The 18582-nt window shown below is 55.5% G+C and carries 12 protein-coding genes; 10 read left to right on the forward strand and 2 right to left on the reverse strand.

Features of this window, described 5'->3' with window-relative positions; translation table 11 throughout:
• The first annotated feature begins 419 nt into the window (after positions 1-419).
• The 3 genes from fadB (at position 420) to topA (ending at position 6660) form a co-directional block, all read left to right on the forward strand.
• The gene (fadB, locus tag AAGD24_RS09765) at positions 420-2567 is read left to right on the forward strand and encodes a fatty acid oxidation complex subunit alpha FadB (protein WP_036208096.1); all 2148 of its coding nucleotides are present in this window, start codon (positions 420-422) and stop codon (positions 2565-2567) included.
• A gap of 33 nt (positions 2568-2600) precedes the next feature.
• A complete protein-coding gene (fadA, locus tag AAGD24_RS09770) occupies positions 2601-3776 on the forward strand; it encodes an acetyl-CoA C-acyltransferase FadA (RefSeq protein ID WP_036208088.1) in 1176 nt (391 codons plus the stop codon).
• Positions 3777-4023: 247 nt separating this feature from the next.
• Positions 4024-6660, forward strand: a complete 2637-nt coding sequence (gene topA, locus AAGD24_RS09775) for a type I DNA topoisomerase (protein WP_379867282.1) — start codon at positions 4024-4026, stop codon at positions 6658-6660.
• A gap of 61 nt (positions 6661-6721) precedes the next feature.
• Here topA and AAGD24_RS09780 read toward each other — a convergent pair whose 3' ends face one another.
• Together AAGD24_RS09780 and gltA are read right to left on the reverse strand one after the other, a co-directional pair.
• Positions 6722-7597, reverse strand: a complete 876-nt coding sequence (locus AAGD24_RS09780) for an NAD(P)-dependent oxidoreductase (RefSeq protein ID WP_091642052.1) — start codon at positions 7595-7597, stop codon at positions 6722-6724.
• A gap of 117 nt (positions 7598-7714) precedes the next feature.
• Entirely contained in the window at positions 7715-8989 is a 1275-nt protein-coding gene (gltA, locus tag AAGD24_RS09785; protein ID WP_036208079.1) for a citrate synthase, read from the reverse strand.
• Positions 8990-9447: 458 nt separating this feature from the next.
• Between gltA and sdhC the strand changes: the two genes are divergently transcribed.
• From sdhC to lpdA, 7 genes are all read left to right on the forward strand, one after another.
• Positions 9448-9822, forward strand: a complete 375-nt coding sequence (gene sdhC, locus AAGD24_RS09790) for a succinate dehydrogenase, cytochrome b556 subunit (RefSeq protein ID WP_036208076.1) — start codon at positions 9448-9450, stop codon at positions 9820-9822.
• Positions 9816-10160, forward strand: a complete 345-nt coding sequence (gene sdhD, locus AAGD24_RS09795; protein WP_036208073.1) for a succinate dehydrogenase, hydrophobic membrane anchor protein — start codon at positions 9816-9818, stop codon at positions 10158-10160. The genes sdhC and sdhD overlap by 7 nt, the downstream gene beginning before the upstream one ends.
• 3 nt (positions 10161-10163) lie before the next feature.
• Positions 10164-11936 carry a succinate dehydrogenase flavoprotein subunit gene (sdhA, locus tag AAGD24_RS09800; protein ID WP_075196838.1) on the forward strand — a complete coding sequence of 591 codons (1773 nt, stop codon included), beginning with the start codon at positions 10164-10166 and terminating at the stop codon, positions 11934-11936.
• 13 nt (positions 11937-11949) lie between these two features.
• Positions 11950-12654 (forward strand): succinate dehydrogenase iron-sulfur subunit, encoded by a 705-nt coding sequence (locus tag AAGD24_RS09805; RefSeq protein ID WP_036208067.1) that lies wholly within the window; start codon positions 11950-11952, stop codon positions 12652-12654.
• Positions 12655-12961: 307 nt separating this feature from the next.
• Positions 12962-15799 (forward strand): 2-oxoglutarate dehydrogenase E1 component, encoded by a 2838-nt coding sequence (locus AAGD24_RS09810; protein WP_036208482.1) that lies wholly within the window; start codon positions 12962-12964, stop codon positions 15797-15799.
• Positions 15800-15824: 25 nt separating this feature from the next.
• Complete coding sequence (odhB, locus tag AAGD24_RS09815) at positions 15825-17075, forward strand: 2-oxoglutarate dehydrogenase complex dihydrolipoyllysine-residue succinyltransferase (protein ID WP_151982046.1); 1251 nt, start codon at positions 15825-15827, stop codon at positions 17073-17075.
• Positions 17076-17110: 35 nt separating this feature from the next.
• Complete coding sequence (gene lpdA, locus AAGD24_RS09820; protein ID WP_036208061.1) at positions 17111-18550, forward strand: dihydrolipoyl dehydrogenase; 1440 nt, start codon at positions 17111-17113, stop codon at positions 18548-18550.
• Positions 18551-18582 lie beyond the last annotated feature (32 nt).

The following is an 18582-nucleotide window of genomic DNA, read 5'->3' on the forward strand; positions in this document are numbered from 1 at the left end:
TTATTGTGGACTAAAGTCTTAGGCTGAAGGTAAAGTAACTCCGCCGACCAATCAAGTTGTTTTAGGGGGCGCTACGGGAGTAAATGTAAACAAATTTAAAATTTACGTGATAAACCTACCGTTTCGCATCAATACCTCGAACTACATACTTGATAAACAACAATTCCATTCGCCTCCTAATGCCGTTCGGCTGTCCATTTCGAGGCTGGTCGGGTTGATTCTTCCAGAAACAAATTGACAAACGAGCCGTTTTTTTTCATCGTGTCACACCACGATTCAAACGACTGTATGAATTTTTGGATCGCTTGATCGGGTATTGATTGAAAACAGTGACCGAAATCTCGCTGCATCAGCGGTCGTCTTGCGAAGCGCTTGTGCGGCTGTTTCAGCAGTTCCAAACACAGACTGGAGATCAGTTGATGATTTACGAAGGTAAAGCCATCACGGTTAAAGAGATCGAAGGCGGGATCGCTCAGTTGAACTTTGACTTGCAGGGCGAGTCAGTGAACAAGTTCAACCGTCTCACGATTGAAGAGCTCCGCGCCGCGACTGACAAACTGGAAGCGCAGAAGGGCCTGAAAGGCCTTGTCGTGACCAGTTCCAAGGACAGCTTTATTGTTGGCGCCGACATTACGGAATTTACCGACCTGTTTGCCGGGCCGGAAGAAGACCTCGTTGCCAACAACCTCAAGGCCAATGAAGTATTCAGCGCGATTGAAGATCTGCCTTTCCCCACCGTAACGGCGATCAACGGTATGGCGCTGGGTGGCGGCTTTGAAATGTGTCTTGCCACGGACTACCGGGTGATGGACAAGAAGGCCAAAGTAGGTCTTCCGGAAGTAAAGCTGGGCATTTTCCCAGGTTTCGGTGGCACTGTGCGTCTGTCCCGTCTGGTCGGTGTTGACTACGCGGTTGAATGGATTTGCGGCGGCACTGAGAACCGTGCCGACAAAGCCCTTAAAGTCGGTGCAGTTGATGCCGTACTTGAGGGTGAGAAGCTGGTAGATGCGGCCATCAGCATTATCAACCAGTGCAACGACGGCAAGCTGGATTACCAGGCGCGTCGTGAAGAGAAGAAGGGCAAGATCAAGCTGAACGCCATGGAAAGCATGATGGCTTTCGAGATCTCCAAGGCGTACGTTGCCGGCCAGGCTGGCAAGAACTATCCGGCACCGGTCGAGGCGATCAAGGTCATGCAGAAGCATGCCGGCCTTACCCGTGACAAAGCGATCGAGGTTGAGGCTAAAGGCTTCGCCAAGATGGCCAAAACCAACGTGGCAGCCTGCCTGGTTGGCCTGTTCCTGAACGACCAGGAGCTGAAGAAAAAGGCCAAGGCCTGGGAAAAGGAAGCCAATGACGTGAAACTGGCGGCCGTTCTGGGCGCTGGCATCATGGGTGGCGGTGTGGCTTACCAGTCCGCATTGAAGGGTACGCCCATCATCATGAAGGACATCGCCCAGGAAGGTATCGCTCTGGGTCTTAAAGAGGCCAAGAAGCTTCTTTCCAAGCGCGTTGACAAGGGTAAAATGGACGCCAGCAAGATGGCTGACGTTCTGAACAGCATCACGCCGACACTCAACTACGGCGACTTCAAGAACGTCGATCTGGTTGTTGAGGCCGTTGTTGAGAACCCGAAGGTTAAAGACGCTGTTCTGCGTGAGACCGAAGACAATGTTCGTGAAGACGCGATCCTGACGTCCAATACCTCCACCATTTCCATCGATCTTCTGGCCAAGAACCTGAAGCGTCCGGAAAACTTCTGCGGCATGCACTTCTTTAACCCGGTGCACATGATGCCCCTGGTTGAGGTTATCCGTGGTGAGAAGACCAGTGACAAGGCTATTGCCACCACAGTGGCCTACGCCAAGGCCATGGGTAAGACCCCGATTGTGGTCAACGATTGCCCTGGCTTCCTGGTCAACCGTGTGCTGTTCCCGTACTTCGGTGGTTTTGTGAACCTGGTACGTGACGGCGCGGATTTCCAGCACGTCGATAAGGTCATGGAGAAGTTCGGTTGGCCGATGGGCCCAGCCTATCTGCTGGACGTGGTTGGCATGGACACCGGCAAGCACGCTGGCGAAGTCATGGCTGACGGCTTCCCGGACCGCATGAAGCACGAAGGTACTACCGCCATTGACGTGATGTTTGATAACAACCGTTACGGACAGAAGAACGACAAGGGCTTCTATAAGTACGAACTGGACCGCAAGGGCAAGCAGAAGAAGGTTGTCGACGAAGAAACCTACAAGCTGCTTGAGCCGGTTGTTCAGGGTAAGAACGATTTCAGCGACGAGGACATCATCGCACGTATGATGCTGCCTCTGTGCCTCGAAACCGTTCGCTGCCTGGAAGACGGCATTGTTGAAGACCCGGCAGACGCCGATATGGGCCTGATTTTCGGTATCGGCTTCCCGCCGTTCCGTGGTGGTGCCCTGCGTTATATCGACGACATGGGTGTCGACAAGTTCGTCGAGCTGGCAGACAAGTTTGCAGATCTTGGTCCCCTGTACCATCCGACCGAGAAGCTGCGTGAAATGGCCAAGACTGGCGAAAAGTTCTTTGGCTAACCCTGAACGAGATTTCCGAACGGAGAAAGATCTATGAGCCTTAATCCGAGAGACGTTGTCGTCGTCGATTGCGTGCGGACTCCGATGGGGCGTGCCAAAAACGGCTGCTTCCGCAATGTTCGTGCGGAGACCCTGTCGGCTGCGCTTATCGAAGCACTGTTTGAGCGCAACCCGAAGCTCGACCCGAAAGAAGTTGAAGATGTGATCTGGGGCTGTGTAAACCAGACCAAAGAGCAGGGCTTCAACGTGGCGCGTCAGATTTCATTGCTGACCCGCATCCCTCATGAGTCTGCTGCGCAGACCGTGAACCGTCTGTGTGGTTCTGCCATGAGCGCGATCCACACCGCCGCCCAGGCGATCCAGACTGGCAACGGCGATGTGTTCTTCGTGGGTGGTGTTGAGCACATGGGTCACATTCCCATGACCGACGGTTTTGACCACAACCCGGCTGCGTCCAAGTACTCTGCCAAAGCATCCAATATGATGGGCCTGACCGCAGAAATGCTCGCCAAGATGCACGGCATCACCCGTGAGCAGCAGGACGAGTTTGGCGCACGTTCACATCGCCTGGCGCATGAAGCCACTCAGGAAGGCCGCTTCAAGAACGAAATCGTTCCGATTGAAGGCCATGACGAGAACGGCTTTAAAGTGCTGATCGAGGAAGACGAGACCATTCGTCCCGAAACCACCGCTGAATCGCTGGGTCAGCTGAAGCCAGCGTTCGATCCGAAAAACGGTACAGTGACTGCAGGTACGTCCTCGCAGCTGACTGACGGTGCCGCAGCCATGGTGCTGATGTCCGCAGAGCGTGCTGAAGCTCTGGGCCTGAAGCCGGTTGCCAGGATTCGCAGCATGGCTGTTGCCGGTTGTGATCCCGCGATCATGGGTTACGGCCCGGTTCCGGCCACCAAGAAGGCGTTGAAGCGCGCAGGCCTGAAAGTCGAAGATATCGACTTCTGGGAACTGAACGAAGCCTTTGCGGGTCAGTCCCTGCCGGTCCTGAAAGACCTGAAGCTGTTGGGTGTAATGGAAGAGAAAGTAAACCTGAATGGTGGCGCGATTGCCCTTGGGCATCCGCTGGGTTGTTCCGGTGCACGTATCTCTACAACCCTGCTGAATGTCATGCAGGCCAAAGGCGGTAAGCTTGGTGTTTCCACCATGTGTATCGGCCTGGGGCAGGGCATTGCAACGGTATGGGAGCGTCTCTGATTCATTGAGCAGAATCAGTAACGCGGTCTCAGGAGGCCCGGCAAACGCCGGGCTTTCCTGTCTCTGACTGGAGAAAAAGGCGCCTGGAAATAAAAGAATGGGTTGTCTTGCTTTTCTTGACCCTGTAAAACAATGCACCTATACACTTGTGGCGGCTATGGACTGTTTTCTAGCCGACTGATTTTACAGCGAGTTTCCGGTTTGCTGATTTTTTAACCGATTATCGCCAAGGACACAGATCTCCGATATGGGTAAAAGCCTCGTTATTGTCGAGTCGCCAGCGAAAGCGAAGACCATCAACAAATACCTGGGGTCCGACTTCATTGTGAAGTCCAGCGTCGGGCACATTCGCGACCTTCCGGTCAGCGGTAGCGGCTCAACGTCAGATCCGAAAGAACGTGCCAGGCAGGCCGCGTTGACCCGCAAGATGAGCCCGGAAGAGAAGGTGGTTCACAAGAAACGGAAGTCCAGGGAGCAACTGGTTGCCCGCATGGGGGTAGATCCTGACCAGGACTGGATCGCCCGATACGAGATACTGCCCGGCAAGGAAAAGGTTGTCAGCGAACTCAAGCGGTTGGCAAAGTCCGCCGATCATATCTATCTCGCGACGGATTTGGACCGTGAGGGGGAGGCGATCGCCTGGCACCTCCAGCAGACCATTGGGGGCGAACCCGAAAAATATCGCCGCGTGGTGTTCAATGAGATAACCAAGCGTGCCATCCAGGAGGCCTTCAAGGATCCGGGGAATCTCGATAACAACCGCGTTAACGCGCAGCAGGCGCGTCGATTCCTCGACCGGGTCGTCGGCTATATGGTATCGCCATTGCTGTGGGCCAAGATTGCACGCGGCCTTTCGGCGGGTCGGGTTCAGTCGGTTGCAGTCCGGCTTATCGTCGAACGCGAACGGGAAATTCGCAAGTTCATTCCCGAAGAGTTCTGGCAGTTGCATGCTGACCTGGCTTCGAAGCAGGCCGAGCAGCCCGTTCGTTTTGAGGTGACCCGATACGACGATAAAGCCTATCGTCCGGTCAGTGAAAAGCAGAGCACCGATCACGTTGAGCGCCTGAAGGATGGTACCTTCAAGGTGGCCAAACGAGAGGACAAGCCGACACGCTCACGTCCCTCCGCCCCCTTTATTACGTCCACGCTGCAGCAGGCGGCCAGCAACCGGATGGGGTTCAGCGTCAAGAAAACGATGATGCTGGCCCAGCGCCTCTATGAGGCCGGCTTCATTACCTACATGCGTACCGACTCGACCAACCTGAGCCAGGATGCCGTGAGCGGTTGCCGCGAATTTGTCAAAAAGCAGTTCGGTGATAAATTCCTGCCGGAGAAACCAAGGGTATACGGTAGCAAAGAGGGTGCCCAGGAGGCCCACGAGGCCATCCGTCCGACCGATGTGAGTCGTAGGCCGGCCGATATAAGCGGCCTGGAGAAAGATGCTGAGAAGCTCTACGACCTGATCTGGCGCCAGTTTATTGCCTGCCAGATGGCTGATGCTGAATTCCTGAGCACGTCCATTGTGGTTGCCAACGGTGATTACGAGCTTCGTACGCGGGGGCGGATCATCAAGTTTGAGGGTTTCCTCAAAGTGGCGCCCCAGTCGGCCAAGAAAGATGAAGATATCGCGCTTCCGGATATCAAGGTTGACGAAACCCTGACACTGAAGAAGCTCGATCCCAGCCAGCATTTCACCAAGCCGTCGCCGCGCTATACCGAGGCGAGCCTGGTCAAGGAGCTGGAGAAGCAGGGTATTGGGCGGCCATCCACCTACGCATCGATTATCTCCACCATTCAGGATCGCGGCTACGTCCGTTTGCAGAATCGCCGCTTCTACGCTGAAAAAATGGGCGAGATCGTCACCGAACGGTTGTCGGAATCCTTTCCGAACCTGATGGACTTTGACTTCACCGCGAAAATGGAAGGTGAGCTGGATGACATCGCCGGTGGCGAGGTGGACTGGAAAAAGGTGCTCAATGATTTCTACGGTCGTTTCCGTCAGCAACTGGAAACCGCCGAGAGTGGCGAAGACGGAAGCATGCGGGCGAATACCCCAACCGAGACCGACATTCCGTGCCCGACTTGCAGTCGCCCCATGCAGATTCGCGTGGCCAGTACCGGCGTTTTCCTGGGATGCTCAGGGTACTCCCTGCCGCCTAAAGAACGGTGCAAAACGACCATCAACCTGGTGTCCGGTGACGAGGTTGTCAGCGCGGACGAAGATGTCGATGGCGAAGGTGAAACCCGTCTGCTCCGAAAGAAGCGGCGTTGCCCGAAATGCGGAACGGCCATGGACAGTTACCTGGTGGACGAAGGTCGCAAACTCCATGTGTGCGGTAACAACCCGGATTGTTCCGGCTATGAAGTGGAGAGGGGTACGTTCCGAATCAAGGGTTATGAAGGTCCAACCCTGGAGTGCGACAAGTGCGGCTCCGAAATGCAGCTTAAAACCGGGCGTTTTGGTAAATACTTCGGCTGTACCAACACCGAATGCAAGAACACACGCAAGCTGCTGAAAAGCGGCGAGCCTGCGCCTCCCAAGATGGATCCGGTGCCGATGCCTGAGCTACAGTGCCAGAAGGTTGAAGACACCTATGTGCTGCGTGATGGCGCTTCCGGATTGTTCCTGGCTGCCAGCAAGTTTCCCAAGAATCGGGAGACGCGTCCGCCACTGGTTATGGAGATCAAACCTCACCGCAAGGAAATTGATCCCAAGTACGGTTACTTGATGGATGCTCCGGAGCGTGACCCGGAAGGTAATCCGACGGTTATCCGTTACAGCCGGAAGAGCAAGGAGCAGTATGTGATGTCGGAAAAGGACGGCAAAGCGACAGGCTGGTCTGCGTGGTTTGTGAACGGCAAATGGCAGCCGAAAGAGAAGTGACTATAGGATGACTGGCAGGTTGGGCTCGACACCTATCCTGCCAGTTGTTTGAAAGCGAACCTCAGGGTTTCTTGCGTAGCCGTTGTATCAGTGAAGACGTATCCCAGCGGCTTCCCCCCATCTGCTGAACATCTCCATAGAACTGGTCAACGAGTGCGGCGACCGGAATCCTTGAGCCGTTTTTTCGCGCCTCTTCGAGGCAGATTGCCAGGTCCTTGCGCATCCAGTTGACAGCGAAGCCGTGCTCGAACTCCCCATCAATCATGGTGCCTGAGCGATTTTCCATCTGCCACGATTGAGCTGCTCCTTTTGAGATCACGTCGACGACCTTGCGGACATCCAGTTCCGCCTGTTCGGCAAAGTGAAGGGCTTCTGAGAGGCCCTGAACCAGTCCGGCGATGGCGATCTGGTTGACCATCTTCGTCTTCTGGCCGCTGCCGATCGGTCCCATGTGGTTCAGGGCTTTGGCGTAATGCTTCATCAGCGGTTTCGCTTGCGAAAAAGGGCCAGCCTCCCCGCCACACATAATGGTAAGCTGGCCGTTTTCCGCACCCTGCTGACCACCGGATACCGGGGCGTCAATGAACTCAAGATTGCGGGCGCTGGCAAGCTGGCCCAGTTGCTCTGCAATGCCTGCCGAAGCAGTTGTATGGTCGACCAGCACGGCGCCGGGCTTGGCGTTGGCAATGATGCCCTCAGGGCCTTCATAGACTTTTTCCAGATCTATATCGGCACCCACACAGGTAAATACGAAGTCTGCGTCAGCAACGGCGGCGGCGATGGAGTCGCAGGCCTTGCCTTTATATTGGCTCGCCCAGCTCTCTGCTTTGGCGTGAGTGCGGTTCCATACCTGGACTGTAAGGCCGGCGTTTGCCAGGTGGCCGGCCATTGGATAGCCCATTACGCCGAGACCGATAAATGCGGCAGTTACGTTCATCACTGTTTCTCCAGACGTGGTTGGTGTTAGCGCGAAGTAGGCATCAATCATTGCAGAATGTGAGGGCACAAAAAAGGCCGCTGATGTAGCGGCCTTTCGATTTCGGCTATCCGGGAGCTACTTCTTGGGGTAGCTTCTTGCTTCGGAGCCTGTGTAGAGCTGTCGCGGCCGGCCAATGCGGTAGTCGCCGCTGACCATTTCGTTCCAGTGTGAGAACCACCCAATGGTCCGCGAAAGGGCGAATATAACCGTAAACATGGACGTCGGAATGCCGATGGCCTTGAGGATCAGGCCGGAGTAGAAGTCCACGTTCGGGTAGAGTTTGCGCTGGACGAAATACTCGTCTTCAAGGGCAATCTTCTCGAGACGCTGTGCGATCTTCAGGAGAGGGTCGTTCTCCAGACCGAGCTCAGTCAGAACTTCATGCGCAGTTTCGGCCATTACCTTGGCGCGCGGGTCAAAGTTCTTGTAGACCCGGTGACCAAAGCCCATCAGGCGGAATGGGTCGTCCTTGTCCTTCGCCTTGGCGATGAATTTCTCGATGTTGGACTCGTCCCCGATTTCCGCGAGCATGTCCAGAACTGCCTCGTTGGCACCGCCGTGTGCAGGGCCCCACAGCGCTGCAATACCGGAGGCAATACACGCGTAGGGGTTGGCGCCGGTTGAGCCGGCCAGGCGAACGGTTGAGGTGGACGCGTTCTGTTCGTGATCGGCATGCAGGATGAAAATCTTGTCCATCGCCTTGGCGAGGATCGGGTTTGGCTTGTATTCCTCGCAGGGAACACCAAACATCATCTGCAGGAAATTCTCAGAATAGGTCAGGTCGTTGCGGGGATACATGAACGGCTGACCAATGCTGTACTTGTAACACCAGGCCGCAATGGTTGGCATTTTGGCGATCAGTCGGTGAGCAGTGATTTCACGCTGCTCGACGTTGGTGACATCCATCTGGTCGTGATAGAAAGCCGACAGGGCTCCAACGACGCCGCACATAATGGCCATCGGATGCGCATCACGGCGGAAACCCTGGAAGAAGTTGCGCATCTGGTCGTGCAACATCGTGTGGTTTTTGATGGTGTCGTGGAAGCGCTTGTTCTCTTCCGCTGTCGGAAGCTCGCCGTTAAGCAGGAGGTAGCAGACTTCCAGGTAGTCGGAGTTTTCTGCCAATTCCTCGATTGGGTAGCCTCGGTGCAGGAGAACGCCCTTGGCTCCGTCGATGTAGGTGATCTGGGATTCGCAGGCTGCGGTGGATACAAATCCAGGGTCGTACGTAAAGACGCCTTCCTGGACGAGGCTTCTCACGTCAATGACGTCAGGGCCGACGGTGCCTGAGTAAACCGGTAGCTCAATGGACTTGTCACCCACCGAAAGCGTGGCTTTCCTGTCGGTCATGGTGCTCTCCTATTTATCAGCATTTGGAAGCGCTAGAAGGCGCGTATTATCGCAAAACTGGCGGCAAAATATAGGGCGTTGGCTTTTTTTGTCAATGGAAGAGGCAATAAAACCCATTATTTGACGCCTGCTGTAAATCAGGGAAATCCGGAATACGGCTGCTTTCGAGGTTTAATTGATTTTGTCAATCCTCTTTATAGCGAGTCCCAGGGCCTGATTTAACGGGCCCTGACAGAGTTGCGCGTTTGTAATTGAAAAGGGTACTCCTTATAATCCGTAGCCCGGAATCGGGGATATAACAGGCCGCAGCGTCAGATATCAAAAGAGCGCATGCCGGTTTTTCTCCCTCCTGAACATATCGTGTGCCGGATCCGTTCAGCATACCGATCCTTACATACCAACCATCCGCATCCGGTTTTTTCCGGCCCCGCGGAACCAAGAGAGAGTGTGAGAGCGCTGTGAATAGCAAACGACCAGTAAATCTCGATCTCGGCAAGTTTCATTTTCCGCTGCCAGCCATCACGTCCATACTGCATCGCGTCAGTGGCATCATCATTTTTGTGGGTGTTGCTTTCATGTTGTACGGGCTTCAGCTTTCCCTTTCCGGGGAAGAAGGCTTCAGTCGGGTTAGTGGCTTGCTGGACAGCTTCCTTGCGAAGCTGATTACCTGGGGCATTCTGTCTGCCTTGCTGTACCACCTGGTTGCGGGTATCAAGCACCTGCTGATGGATATGGGCATCGGCGAAGAGCTGGAAAGTGGCCGGCTCGCGGCGAAAGCCACAGTCGTCATCTCCGTTATTCTCATCCTTCTGGCAGGAGTCTGGGTATGGTAAACAGCGTCACGAATCTCGGACGTAGCGGTGTTTTCGACTGGATGATCCAGCGTGTTACCGCTTACGTGCTTGCTCTGTATACAGTTTTTCTTTTCGGGTTCATCCTGACCACTGACGTTAATTACGACAGCTGGTCGGCGCTTTTCGACCAGACCTGGTTCCGCATCTTCACCCTGCTTGCACTGCTCTCAATCGGCGCGCACGCCTGGGTTGGGCTCTGGACAGTGACAACGGATTACATCAAGGCGACCCTGCCGCGCTTCCTGGTACAGGCACTTTGCGGTCTGGCCATGTTCGTGTATTTGGTCTGGGGCATTCAGATTCTTTGGGGGCTTTAATTAATGGCTAATATCAAGACCATGTCTTATGACGCGATTGTTATCGGTGGCGGCGGTGCCGGTATGCGTGCCGCCCTTCAGCTGACAGAATCCGGCGTCAATACCGCATGTATCACCAAGGTATTTCCGACCCGTTCCCACACTGTATCTGCCCAGGGCGGTATTACCTGCGCCATCGCCAGTGCCGACCCCAATGATGACTGGCGCTGGCACATGTACGACACCGTCAAGGGTTCCGACTATATCGGTGACCAGGACGCGATTGAGTACATGTGTTCCGTGGGCCCGCAGGCTGTGTTCGAGCTGGAGCACATGGGGCTGCCGTTCTCCCGTACCGAGCAGGGCCGTATTTATCAGCGTCCGTTTGGTGGTCAGTCCAAGGGGCCGGACAATCCTGCCCAGGCGGCGCGTACCTGTGCTGCTGCGGACCGTACCGGTCACGCGCTCCTGCACACGCTCTATCAGGCGAACCTCAAGGGCGGAACCACCTTCCTGAACGAGTGGTACGCCGTTGATCTGGTGAAGAACAGTAAAAACGAAGTGGTTGGTGTCGTCGCCATCGAAATCGAGACTGGCGAAGTGGCTTACATCAAGTCCAAGGCAACCGTTCTTGCCACTGGCGGTGCAGGTCGCATCTATGCCTCCACCACCAACGCCCTGATCAATACCGGCGACGGTATTGGTATGGCGCTCCGTGCCGGTTTCCCGATGCAGGACATGGAGATGTGGCAGTTCCACCCCACGGGCATTCATGGCGCCGGTACTCTGGTAACAGAAGGTTGTCGAGGTGAGGGCGGTTACTTGATCAATTCCGAGGGTGAACGTTTCATGGAGCGTTACGCTCCGAACGCCAAAGACCTGGCTGGTCGCGACGTGGTTGCCCGCTCCATGGTGATTGAGATCCTGGAAGGCCGTGGATGCGGTCCGGACAAGGATCACGTTCTATTGAAGCTGGACCACCTCGGTGAAGAAACACTGAACCTGCGCCTGCCGGGTATTTGTGAGCTTTCACGCACCTTTGCGCACGTGGACCCGGTTAAAGAGCCGGTGCCGGTTGTGCCAACCTGTCACTACATGATGGGCGGGATTCCCACCAACGTAGGTGGTCAGGCCCTGACTCAGGATGAGAGCGGTAACGATACGCCCATTCCCGGGTTGTTTGCCTGCGGTGAAGCAGCTTGTGTGTCCGTTCATGGTGCCAACCGTCTTGGCGGTAACTCCCTGCTGGATCTGGTCGTCTTCGGCCGTGCTGCTGGCTTGCACATTGAAGAGCAGCTTCGCGGCGGCTTTGAGGTGGACGGCGCCAGTGAGGAAGACATCAAGAACGCGATGGCGCGCCTTGATCGCCTGAACAGCGCCTCGGAAGGCGAGAGCGTTGCCGAAGTGCGCAAGGATCTGCAGAACTGCATGCAGCTTTACTTCGGTGTGTTCCGTGACGGCAAGAGCATGGAAGAAGGTCTTGAGAAGCTGGAAGCGATTGGTAAGCGCGTACGCAATACCAGGCTCGCGGATACCAGCAATGCCTTCAACACCGCGCGTATCGAAGCCCTTGAGCTTGATAACCTTTATGAAGTTGCACTTGCAACGGCTGTTTCAGCCTACGAGCGCAAGGAAAGTCGCGGTGCTCATGCCCGTAACGACTTTACCGAGCGTGATGATGAAAACTGGCTGAAGCATTCGCTGTACTTCCCGCTGGACAAGCGTGTTGGAAAGCGTGATGTAAACTTCGCTCCGAAAACGGTGGATACATTCCAGCCGAAGATCCGGACTTACTAAGGGGGATTGTGCAATGTTAGTAAGCCTGTACCGCTACAACCCGGAAACCGACAATGCGCCCTATATGCAGGACGTAGAGCTGGATATACCGGAAGGAAAGGACCTGATGGTTCTGGATGTCCTTAACCTGGTCAAGGAGCAAGACCCCTCAATGGCCTATCGCCGTTCCTGTCGGGAAGGCGTCTGTGGGTCCGATGGTATGAACATGAATGGCAAGAACGGTCTTGCCTGCATCACGCCGCTGTCGGAAGTGCTCAAGAACAACAAGCTGGTTGTTCGCCCACTTCCGGGCCTGCCGGTGATTCGTGACCTGGTTGTGGACATGAGCCTGTTCTACAAACAGTACGAGAAGGTTATGCCGTACCTGGTCAACGACAATCCGGCGCCCGCCATTGAGCGTTACCAGTCACCGGAAGACCGGGAAAAGCTGGACGGCCTGTACGAGTGTATTCTCTGTGCCTGCTGTTCCACGGCTTGCCCCTCGTTCTGGTGGAATCCGGACAAGTTCGTTGGCCCGGCCGGATTGCTGCAAGCCTACCGGTTCCTGGCCGACAGCCGGGATACTGCACAGGAGGAGCGTCTTGCCAATCTGGATGATCCGTTCAGTGTATTCCGCTGTCGGGGCATCATGAACTGTGTCAGCGTTTGTCCGAAAGGCCTTAACCCAACACGGGCGATCGGCCACATTCGGAACCTTCTGCTTCAGCGGGCGACGTAAGCAGAATCTGAAACAAACGCTATACTGTGCTGACAAGGCTCGCACCCGGAAGGGCCCGCAACGACGCGGGCCCTTCAACCAAAGGCTTATAGTCAAAAGTCTTAGCAGGGTGCACACTACGCAGGCCGTCACGGGAGCTTAAAAGGTTCCTGGCGGATTGCTGAGTATAATAACCACCGGGGAACGGAAAACATCCTTGTTGGATGTGGTGGCCAAAGTCGATCCCGTAAAAACCCGTATTGACTCAGATATACCCCTGGCCGACCATAGCCAGCTCCCCGCACCAGCCCAAGGTGAGCTATTCAAAATGCACGAAAGCATAATGGAGCAGTTGTGGCAGACTTCCCACCTACAAGGAGGGAATCTCGCCTATGTTGAACAGCTTTTCGAAACCTACCTGACAGACCCCAATGCCGTTCCCGAAGAATGGCGCAGCTATTTCGATAAACTTCCCAGTGTGGATGGCTACAAAGGCCGTGATATAGATCATTCGTCCATCCGCCAGCAGTTTGAACACATATCCCGTAACCAGCGCTTTCTAGCCAGCAGCGGCGTACCTGCCAGTGCAACGGTTGATGCCGACAAAAAGCAGATCCGTGTCCTCCAGTTGATCAATGCCTTCCGTTTTCGTGGCCACCAGGAAGCAAAGCTGGATCCCCTAGGTGTATGGAACCGTCCACAGGTTGAAGATCTCGATCCATCCTTTCACGAACTATCGGAAGCGGACTACGACCTCGAGTTTCAGACCGGCTCGCTGAACTTTGGCTCCGAGACAATGAAGCTTCGGGACATCGTGGGTGGTCTTCGGCAGACGTACTGTGAAAGCATCGGTGCGGAATATATGCACGTTGTGGACACTCGTATCAAACGCTGGTTCCAGCAACGCATGGAGCCGGTACGCTCGCGTCCCAACTACGAGTCTGGAACCCGTAAGCATTTGCTGGAACGGTTAACCGCAGCGGAAGGCCTCGAAAAGTATCTGGGTTCCCGCTATCCGGGCGTAAAACGGTTTGGGCTTGAAGGTGGCGAGAGCCTGATTCCCTGTCTGGATGAGCTGATCCAGCGGGCAGGCAGCTACGGCGCGAAGGAAATCGTGTTGGGCATGGCCCACCGGGGCAGGTTGAATGTTCTGGTTAATACACTCGGCAAGAACCCGAAAGAACTGTTTGACGAGTTTGAAGGCAAGAAACTCGCTGATTCCGGTTCTGGTGACGTTAAATACCATCAGGGTTTCTCTTCCAACGTGATGACTGAAGGTGGCGAAATCCACCTTGCGCTGGCGTTTAACCCGTCGCACCTTGAGATCGTGTCTCCGGTGGTTGAAGGCTCAGTCCGTGCCCGCCAGACCCGGCGCAACGACCCTAACGGCACCCAGTGTGTGCCCATCATCATGCACGGTGACGCAGCGTTCGCCGGGCAGGGTGTGGTTATGGAAACCTTCCAGATGTCCCAGACCCGGGGCTATGGTGTTGGCGGTACTATTCATATCGTCATCAACAACCAGGTCGGTTTTACCACCAGCAAGCAGGAAGATGCCCGTTCCACGGAATACTGCACCGATGTGGCCAAGATGATTCAGGCCCCGATCCTGCACGTGAACGCGGACGATCCCGAGGCTGTCATGTTCGTGACCCAGATGGCCATGGATTACCGCCACGAGTTCAAGAACGATGTGGTGATCGATCTGGTGTGCTATCGCCGCCGCGGACACAATGAGGCAGATGAGCCGGCCGCAACACAGCCGGTGATGTACGAAAAGATTCGCAAGCTGACAACCACCCGCAACCTCTATGCGGAAAAACTGGTTGCTGACGGTGTGATCACTGAGGACGAAGCCAAACAGATCGAACTGGACTACCGGGACGAGTTGGATAAGGGCGACCACGTGGTCAAGTCCCTGGTCAAGGAGCCCAACAAGGATCTGTATGTCGACTGGACGCCGTACCTGGGGCATGAGTGGACTGCCAAGTGCAAATCCAGTGTCGCCCTCAAGACGATCCAGAAACTGGGTAAGAAACTGACTCACGTGCCGGAAGGCTTCAGTGTTCAACGCCAGGTGTCCAAGATTGTCAGCGACCGGGAAAAAATGACCGCCGGCGCGCTACCAATCAACTGGGGCTACGGTGAAGTGATGGCCTACGCCACGCTTCTGAACGAAGGGCATCCCATCCGGATTACCGGCCAGGACGTTGGTCGCGGCACCTTCTCTCACCGCCATGCGGTACTGCACAACCAGAAGGACGGTGCCCACCATATTGCGCTGGAGCACATTGCCGAGAACCAGCCGAAGTTTGAAATCTACGACTCACTGCTCTCAGAAGAGGCGGTGATGGCGTTCGAGTATGGTTATTCCACCACGGCGCCCAATGGTCTTGTGGTCTGGGAAGCCCAGTTTGGTGACTTCGCCAATGGCGCCCAGGTGGTGATTGACCAGTTCCTGACCAGTGGTGAGCACAAGTGGGGGCGTCTGTGCGGCCTCACGCTGCTGTTGCCACATGGCTATGAAGGCCAGGGTCCGGAGCACAGCTCGGCAAGGCTGGAGCGTTTCCTGCAGTTGTCCGCGGAACACAACATCCAGGTTTGCGTGCCAACCACGCCATCCCAGGTGTTCCATATGCTGCGTCGTCAGGTCAAGCGTCCGCTGCGTAAACCTTTGGTTGCGATTACGCCAAAGAGCCTGTTGCGTCATAAGGAAGCCACCTCGGAACTGGACGACCTGACATCGGGTACCTTCAAGACGGTACTGCCGGAGAAAGAACCCTCCGACCCGAAAAAGGTCACTCGTCTGATTCTGTGCAGCGGTAAGGTCTACTTCGACCTGTTGGAGCGCAAGAAAGCGGACGAGCGGGATGACGTTGCTATTGTTCGTATCGAACAGCTATACCCATTCCCGGGTGACGATCTGGACGAGCTCCTGAGCCAGCACAGCAAGCTCAAGCACGTGGTCTGGTGCCAGGAAGAGCCCATGAACCAGGGGGCCTGGTATTGCAGCCAGCATCATATGCGTAATGCGCTGCATCGTCATAATCCCAAGCTGTATCTTCAGTATGCCGGTCGTGACGCCTCCGCTGCTCCGGCTTGTGGCCATATGTCGGTACACATTGAAGAGCAGAAAAAACTGGTTAACGACGCGTTTGAAATCTGACGAGCTACCGAACTAAGGATCCGAGATGTCAACTGAAATAAAAGCCCCCGTATTCCCAGAGTCGGTCGCAGAAGGGACAGTCGCGACCTGGCATAAGCAGCCTGGCGAAGCCTGTTCACGTGACGAACTGATTGTCGATATTGAAACCGACAAGGTCGTACTCGAGGTGGTAGCTCCGGCGGATGGTGTTATCGAGGAAGTACTCAAGGGCGAAGGCGACACTGTAGAAAGTGGTGAAGTCGTCGGTAAGTTCAAGGAAGGCGCGGCTGGTGATTCCAAGCCTGCAGCCAAAGATGACAGCAAGAAAGAAGAGAGTAAGCCCGAAGCGACTTCGGAAAAGTCCTCCGAAGCACCAGCCAAGTCATCTGGCGAAGCCATCCTCAGCCCGGCAGCGCGGAAGCTGGCGGAAGAGAATAGCGTTGATCCAGACGCCGTCGAAGGTACAGGAAAAGACGGTCGCGTAACAAAAGAAGATGTTCAGAATCATATAGATGCTGGTAAATCTTCAGGGGCTTCCTCAACTCCTGCGTCGAAGCCGGCGGGCGATATGCCGCAGGTGGATGTTGGTTCCGGCGAGCGTCCGGAGAAGCGGGTTCCCATGACGCGTCTGCGTGCCAGTATCGCGAAACGACTGGTCAATGCTCAGCAGACCGCGGCCATGCTCACCACGTTCAACGAAGTGAACATGGGGCCGGTCATGGAGCTGCGCAAGCAATACAAGGAAAGCTTCGAGAAGCGCCATGGGGTCAAGCTCGGTTTCATGTCCTTCTTTACCAAGGCAGCGACCGAAGCGCTGAAACGCTTCCCTGCGGTTAACGCCTCCATCGACGGTAACGACATGGTTTACCATGGTTACCAGGATATCGGTATTGCTGTGTCAAGTGATCGCGGCCTCGTTGTGCCTGTGGTTCGTGACACCGACGCGCTCGGCCTGGCCGACATTGAGAAGAAAATCGTCGAGTACGGAACGAAGGCCAAAGACGGCAAGCTCGGTATCGAGGATATGACCGGTGGCACCTTTACCATCACCAACGGTGGTATCTTCGGTTCACTGATCTCCACGCCGATCCTCAACCCGCCACAGACGGCCATTCTGGGTATGCACAAGATCCAGGAGCGTCCGATGGCAGTGAACGGCAAGGTCGAGATTCAGCCGATGATGTATCTGGCGCTTTCCTACGACCACCGCATGATCGATGGCAAGGAAGCAGTGCAGTTCCTGGTGGCTATCAAGGAAATGCTTGAAGACCCAGCGCGCATTCTGCTGGACGTCTGAGCTGACACTTAACGAATTGGAAAACGGGATAAAACATGTCTGACAAGTACGACGTAATCGTCATTGGCGCTGGCCCGGGCGGCTATGTTGCCGCCATCAAAGCGGCTCAGCTGGGCCTGAAAACCGCGTGCATCGAGTCCTGGACCGATAAAGAAGGCAAGAACCGTCTAGGCGGTACCTGCCTGAATGTGGGCTGCATTCCATCCAAGGCGTTGCTGGAGATTTCCCATAAATATGAGGAAGCCAGCCACGATTTTGCCGAGCAGGGCATTATCGCCAAGGAAGTCGGCTTCGACATCGCCAAGATGATGAAGCGCAAAGAAGGCATCGTGGACCAGTTGACCGGTGGCATCGGCGGCCTGTTCAAGTCTAACGGCGTTACACCGATCTATGGCCACGGGAAACTGTTGGCCAACCGTAACGTGGAAGTGACCGACAAGGATGGCAAGAAAAAAACCTACGAGGCGGAGAACGTGATTATCGCCACGGGTTCACGTCCCATCCAGATTCCACCTGCGCCGTTCGATGGCACGCACATCGTGGACTCTGAGGGCGCTCTGGAATTCACTGAGGTTCCCAAGCGTCTCGGCGTTATCGGGGCAGGTGTTATCGGTCTCGAGCTGGGCAGCGTATGGGCTCGCCTGGGGGCAGAGGTAACCGTACTTGAAGCGGTTGACACCTTCCTGCCAGTCGTTGACCAGCAGGTTGCCAAGGATGCACTGAAACAGTTCCAGAAGCAGGGGCTTAACGTTGTGCTGGGCGCACGTATGACTGGTGCGGAAGTCAAGCGCAAACTGGTCAATGTGACCTATGAAGATTCGAAGGGTAAGCAGGAAGCCAAGTTTGACAAGCTGATCGTCGCCGTTGGCCGTCGCCCATATACCGATAACCTGCTGTCTGAAGACTCCGGTGTTAAGTTGGACGAACGCGGTTTCATCTTCGTGGATGACAACTGTAAAACCGAAGCGCCCGGTGTCTGGGCGGTTGGTGACGTGGTTCGTGGTCCGATGCTGGCCCACAAGGCATCCGAAGAAGGCGTTATGGTTGCTGAGCGTATTGCCGGGCACAAGCCGCAGGTTAACTACGACTGCATCCCGAACGTGATCTACACGTCGCCGGAAGTTGCCTGGGTCGGGAAGACCGAGCAGGAGATGAAAGCGGAAGGTGAGGAGTACAATGTGGGTACTTTCCCATTCGCCGCCAATGGTCGAGCCATGGCAGCGAATGCGGCGTCCGGCATGGTCAAGATCATCGCCGACGCGAAAACCGACCGTATTGTCGGTTTCCACGTGGTGGGTCCCCAGGCCTCTGAAATCGTTGCTCAGGGCGTCATCGCCATGGAGTTTGGTTCCAGTGCCGAAGATCTCGCCCTGACCTGTTTTGCACATCCGACTCTGTCCGAGTCCGTGCATGAAGCGGCTCTGGGTGTTGCCGGCGGAGCGATTCACATCGCCAACCGTCGCAAAAAGAAGTAACGCGAGCCAGGAAACAGGGGCGCCAATGACGG

Source organism: Marinobacter sp. M5B, from assembly GCF_042604615.1.
GTDB lineage: Bacteria > Pseudomonadota > Gammaproteobacteria > Pseudomonadales > Oleiphilaceae > Marinobacter > Marinobacter salarius.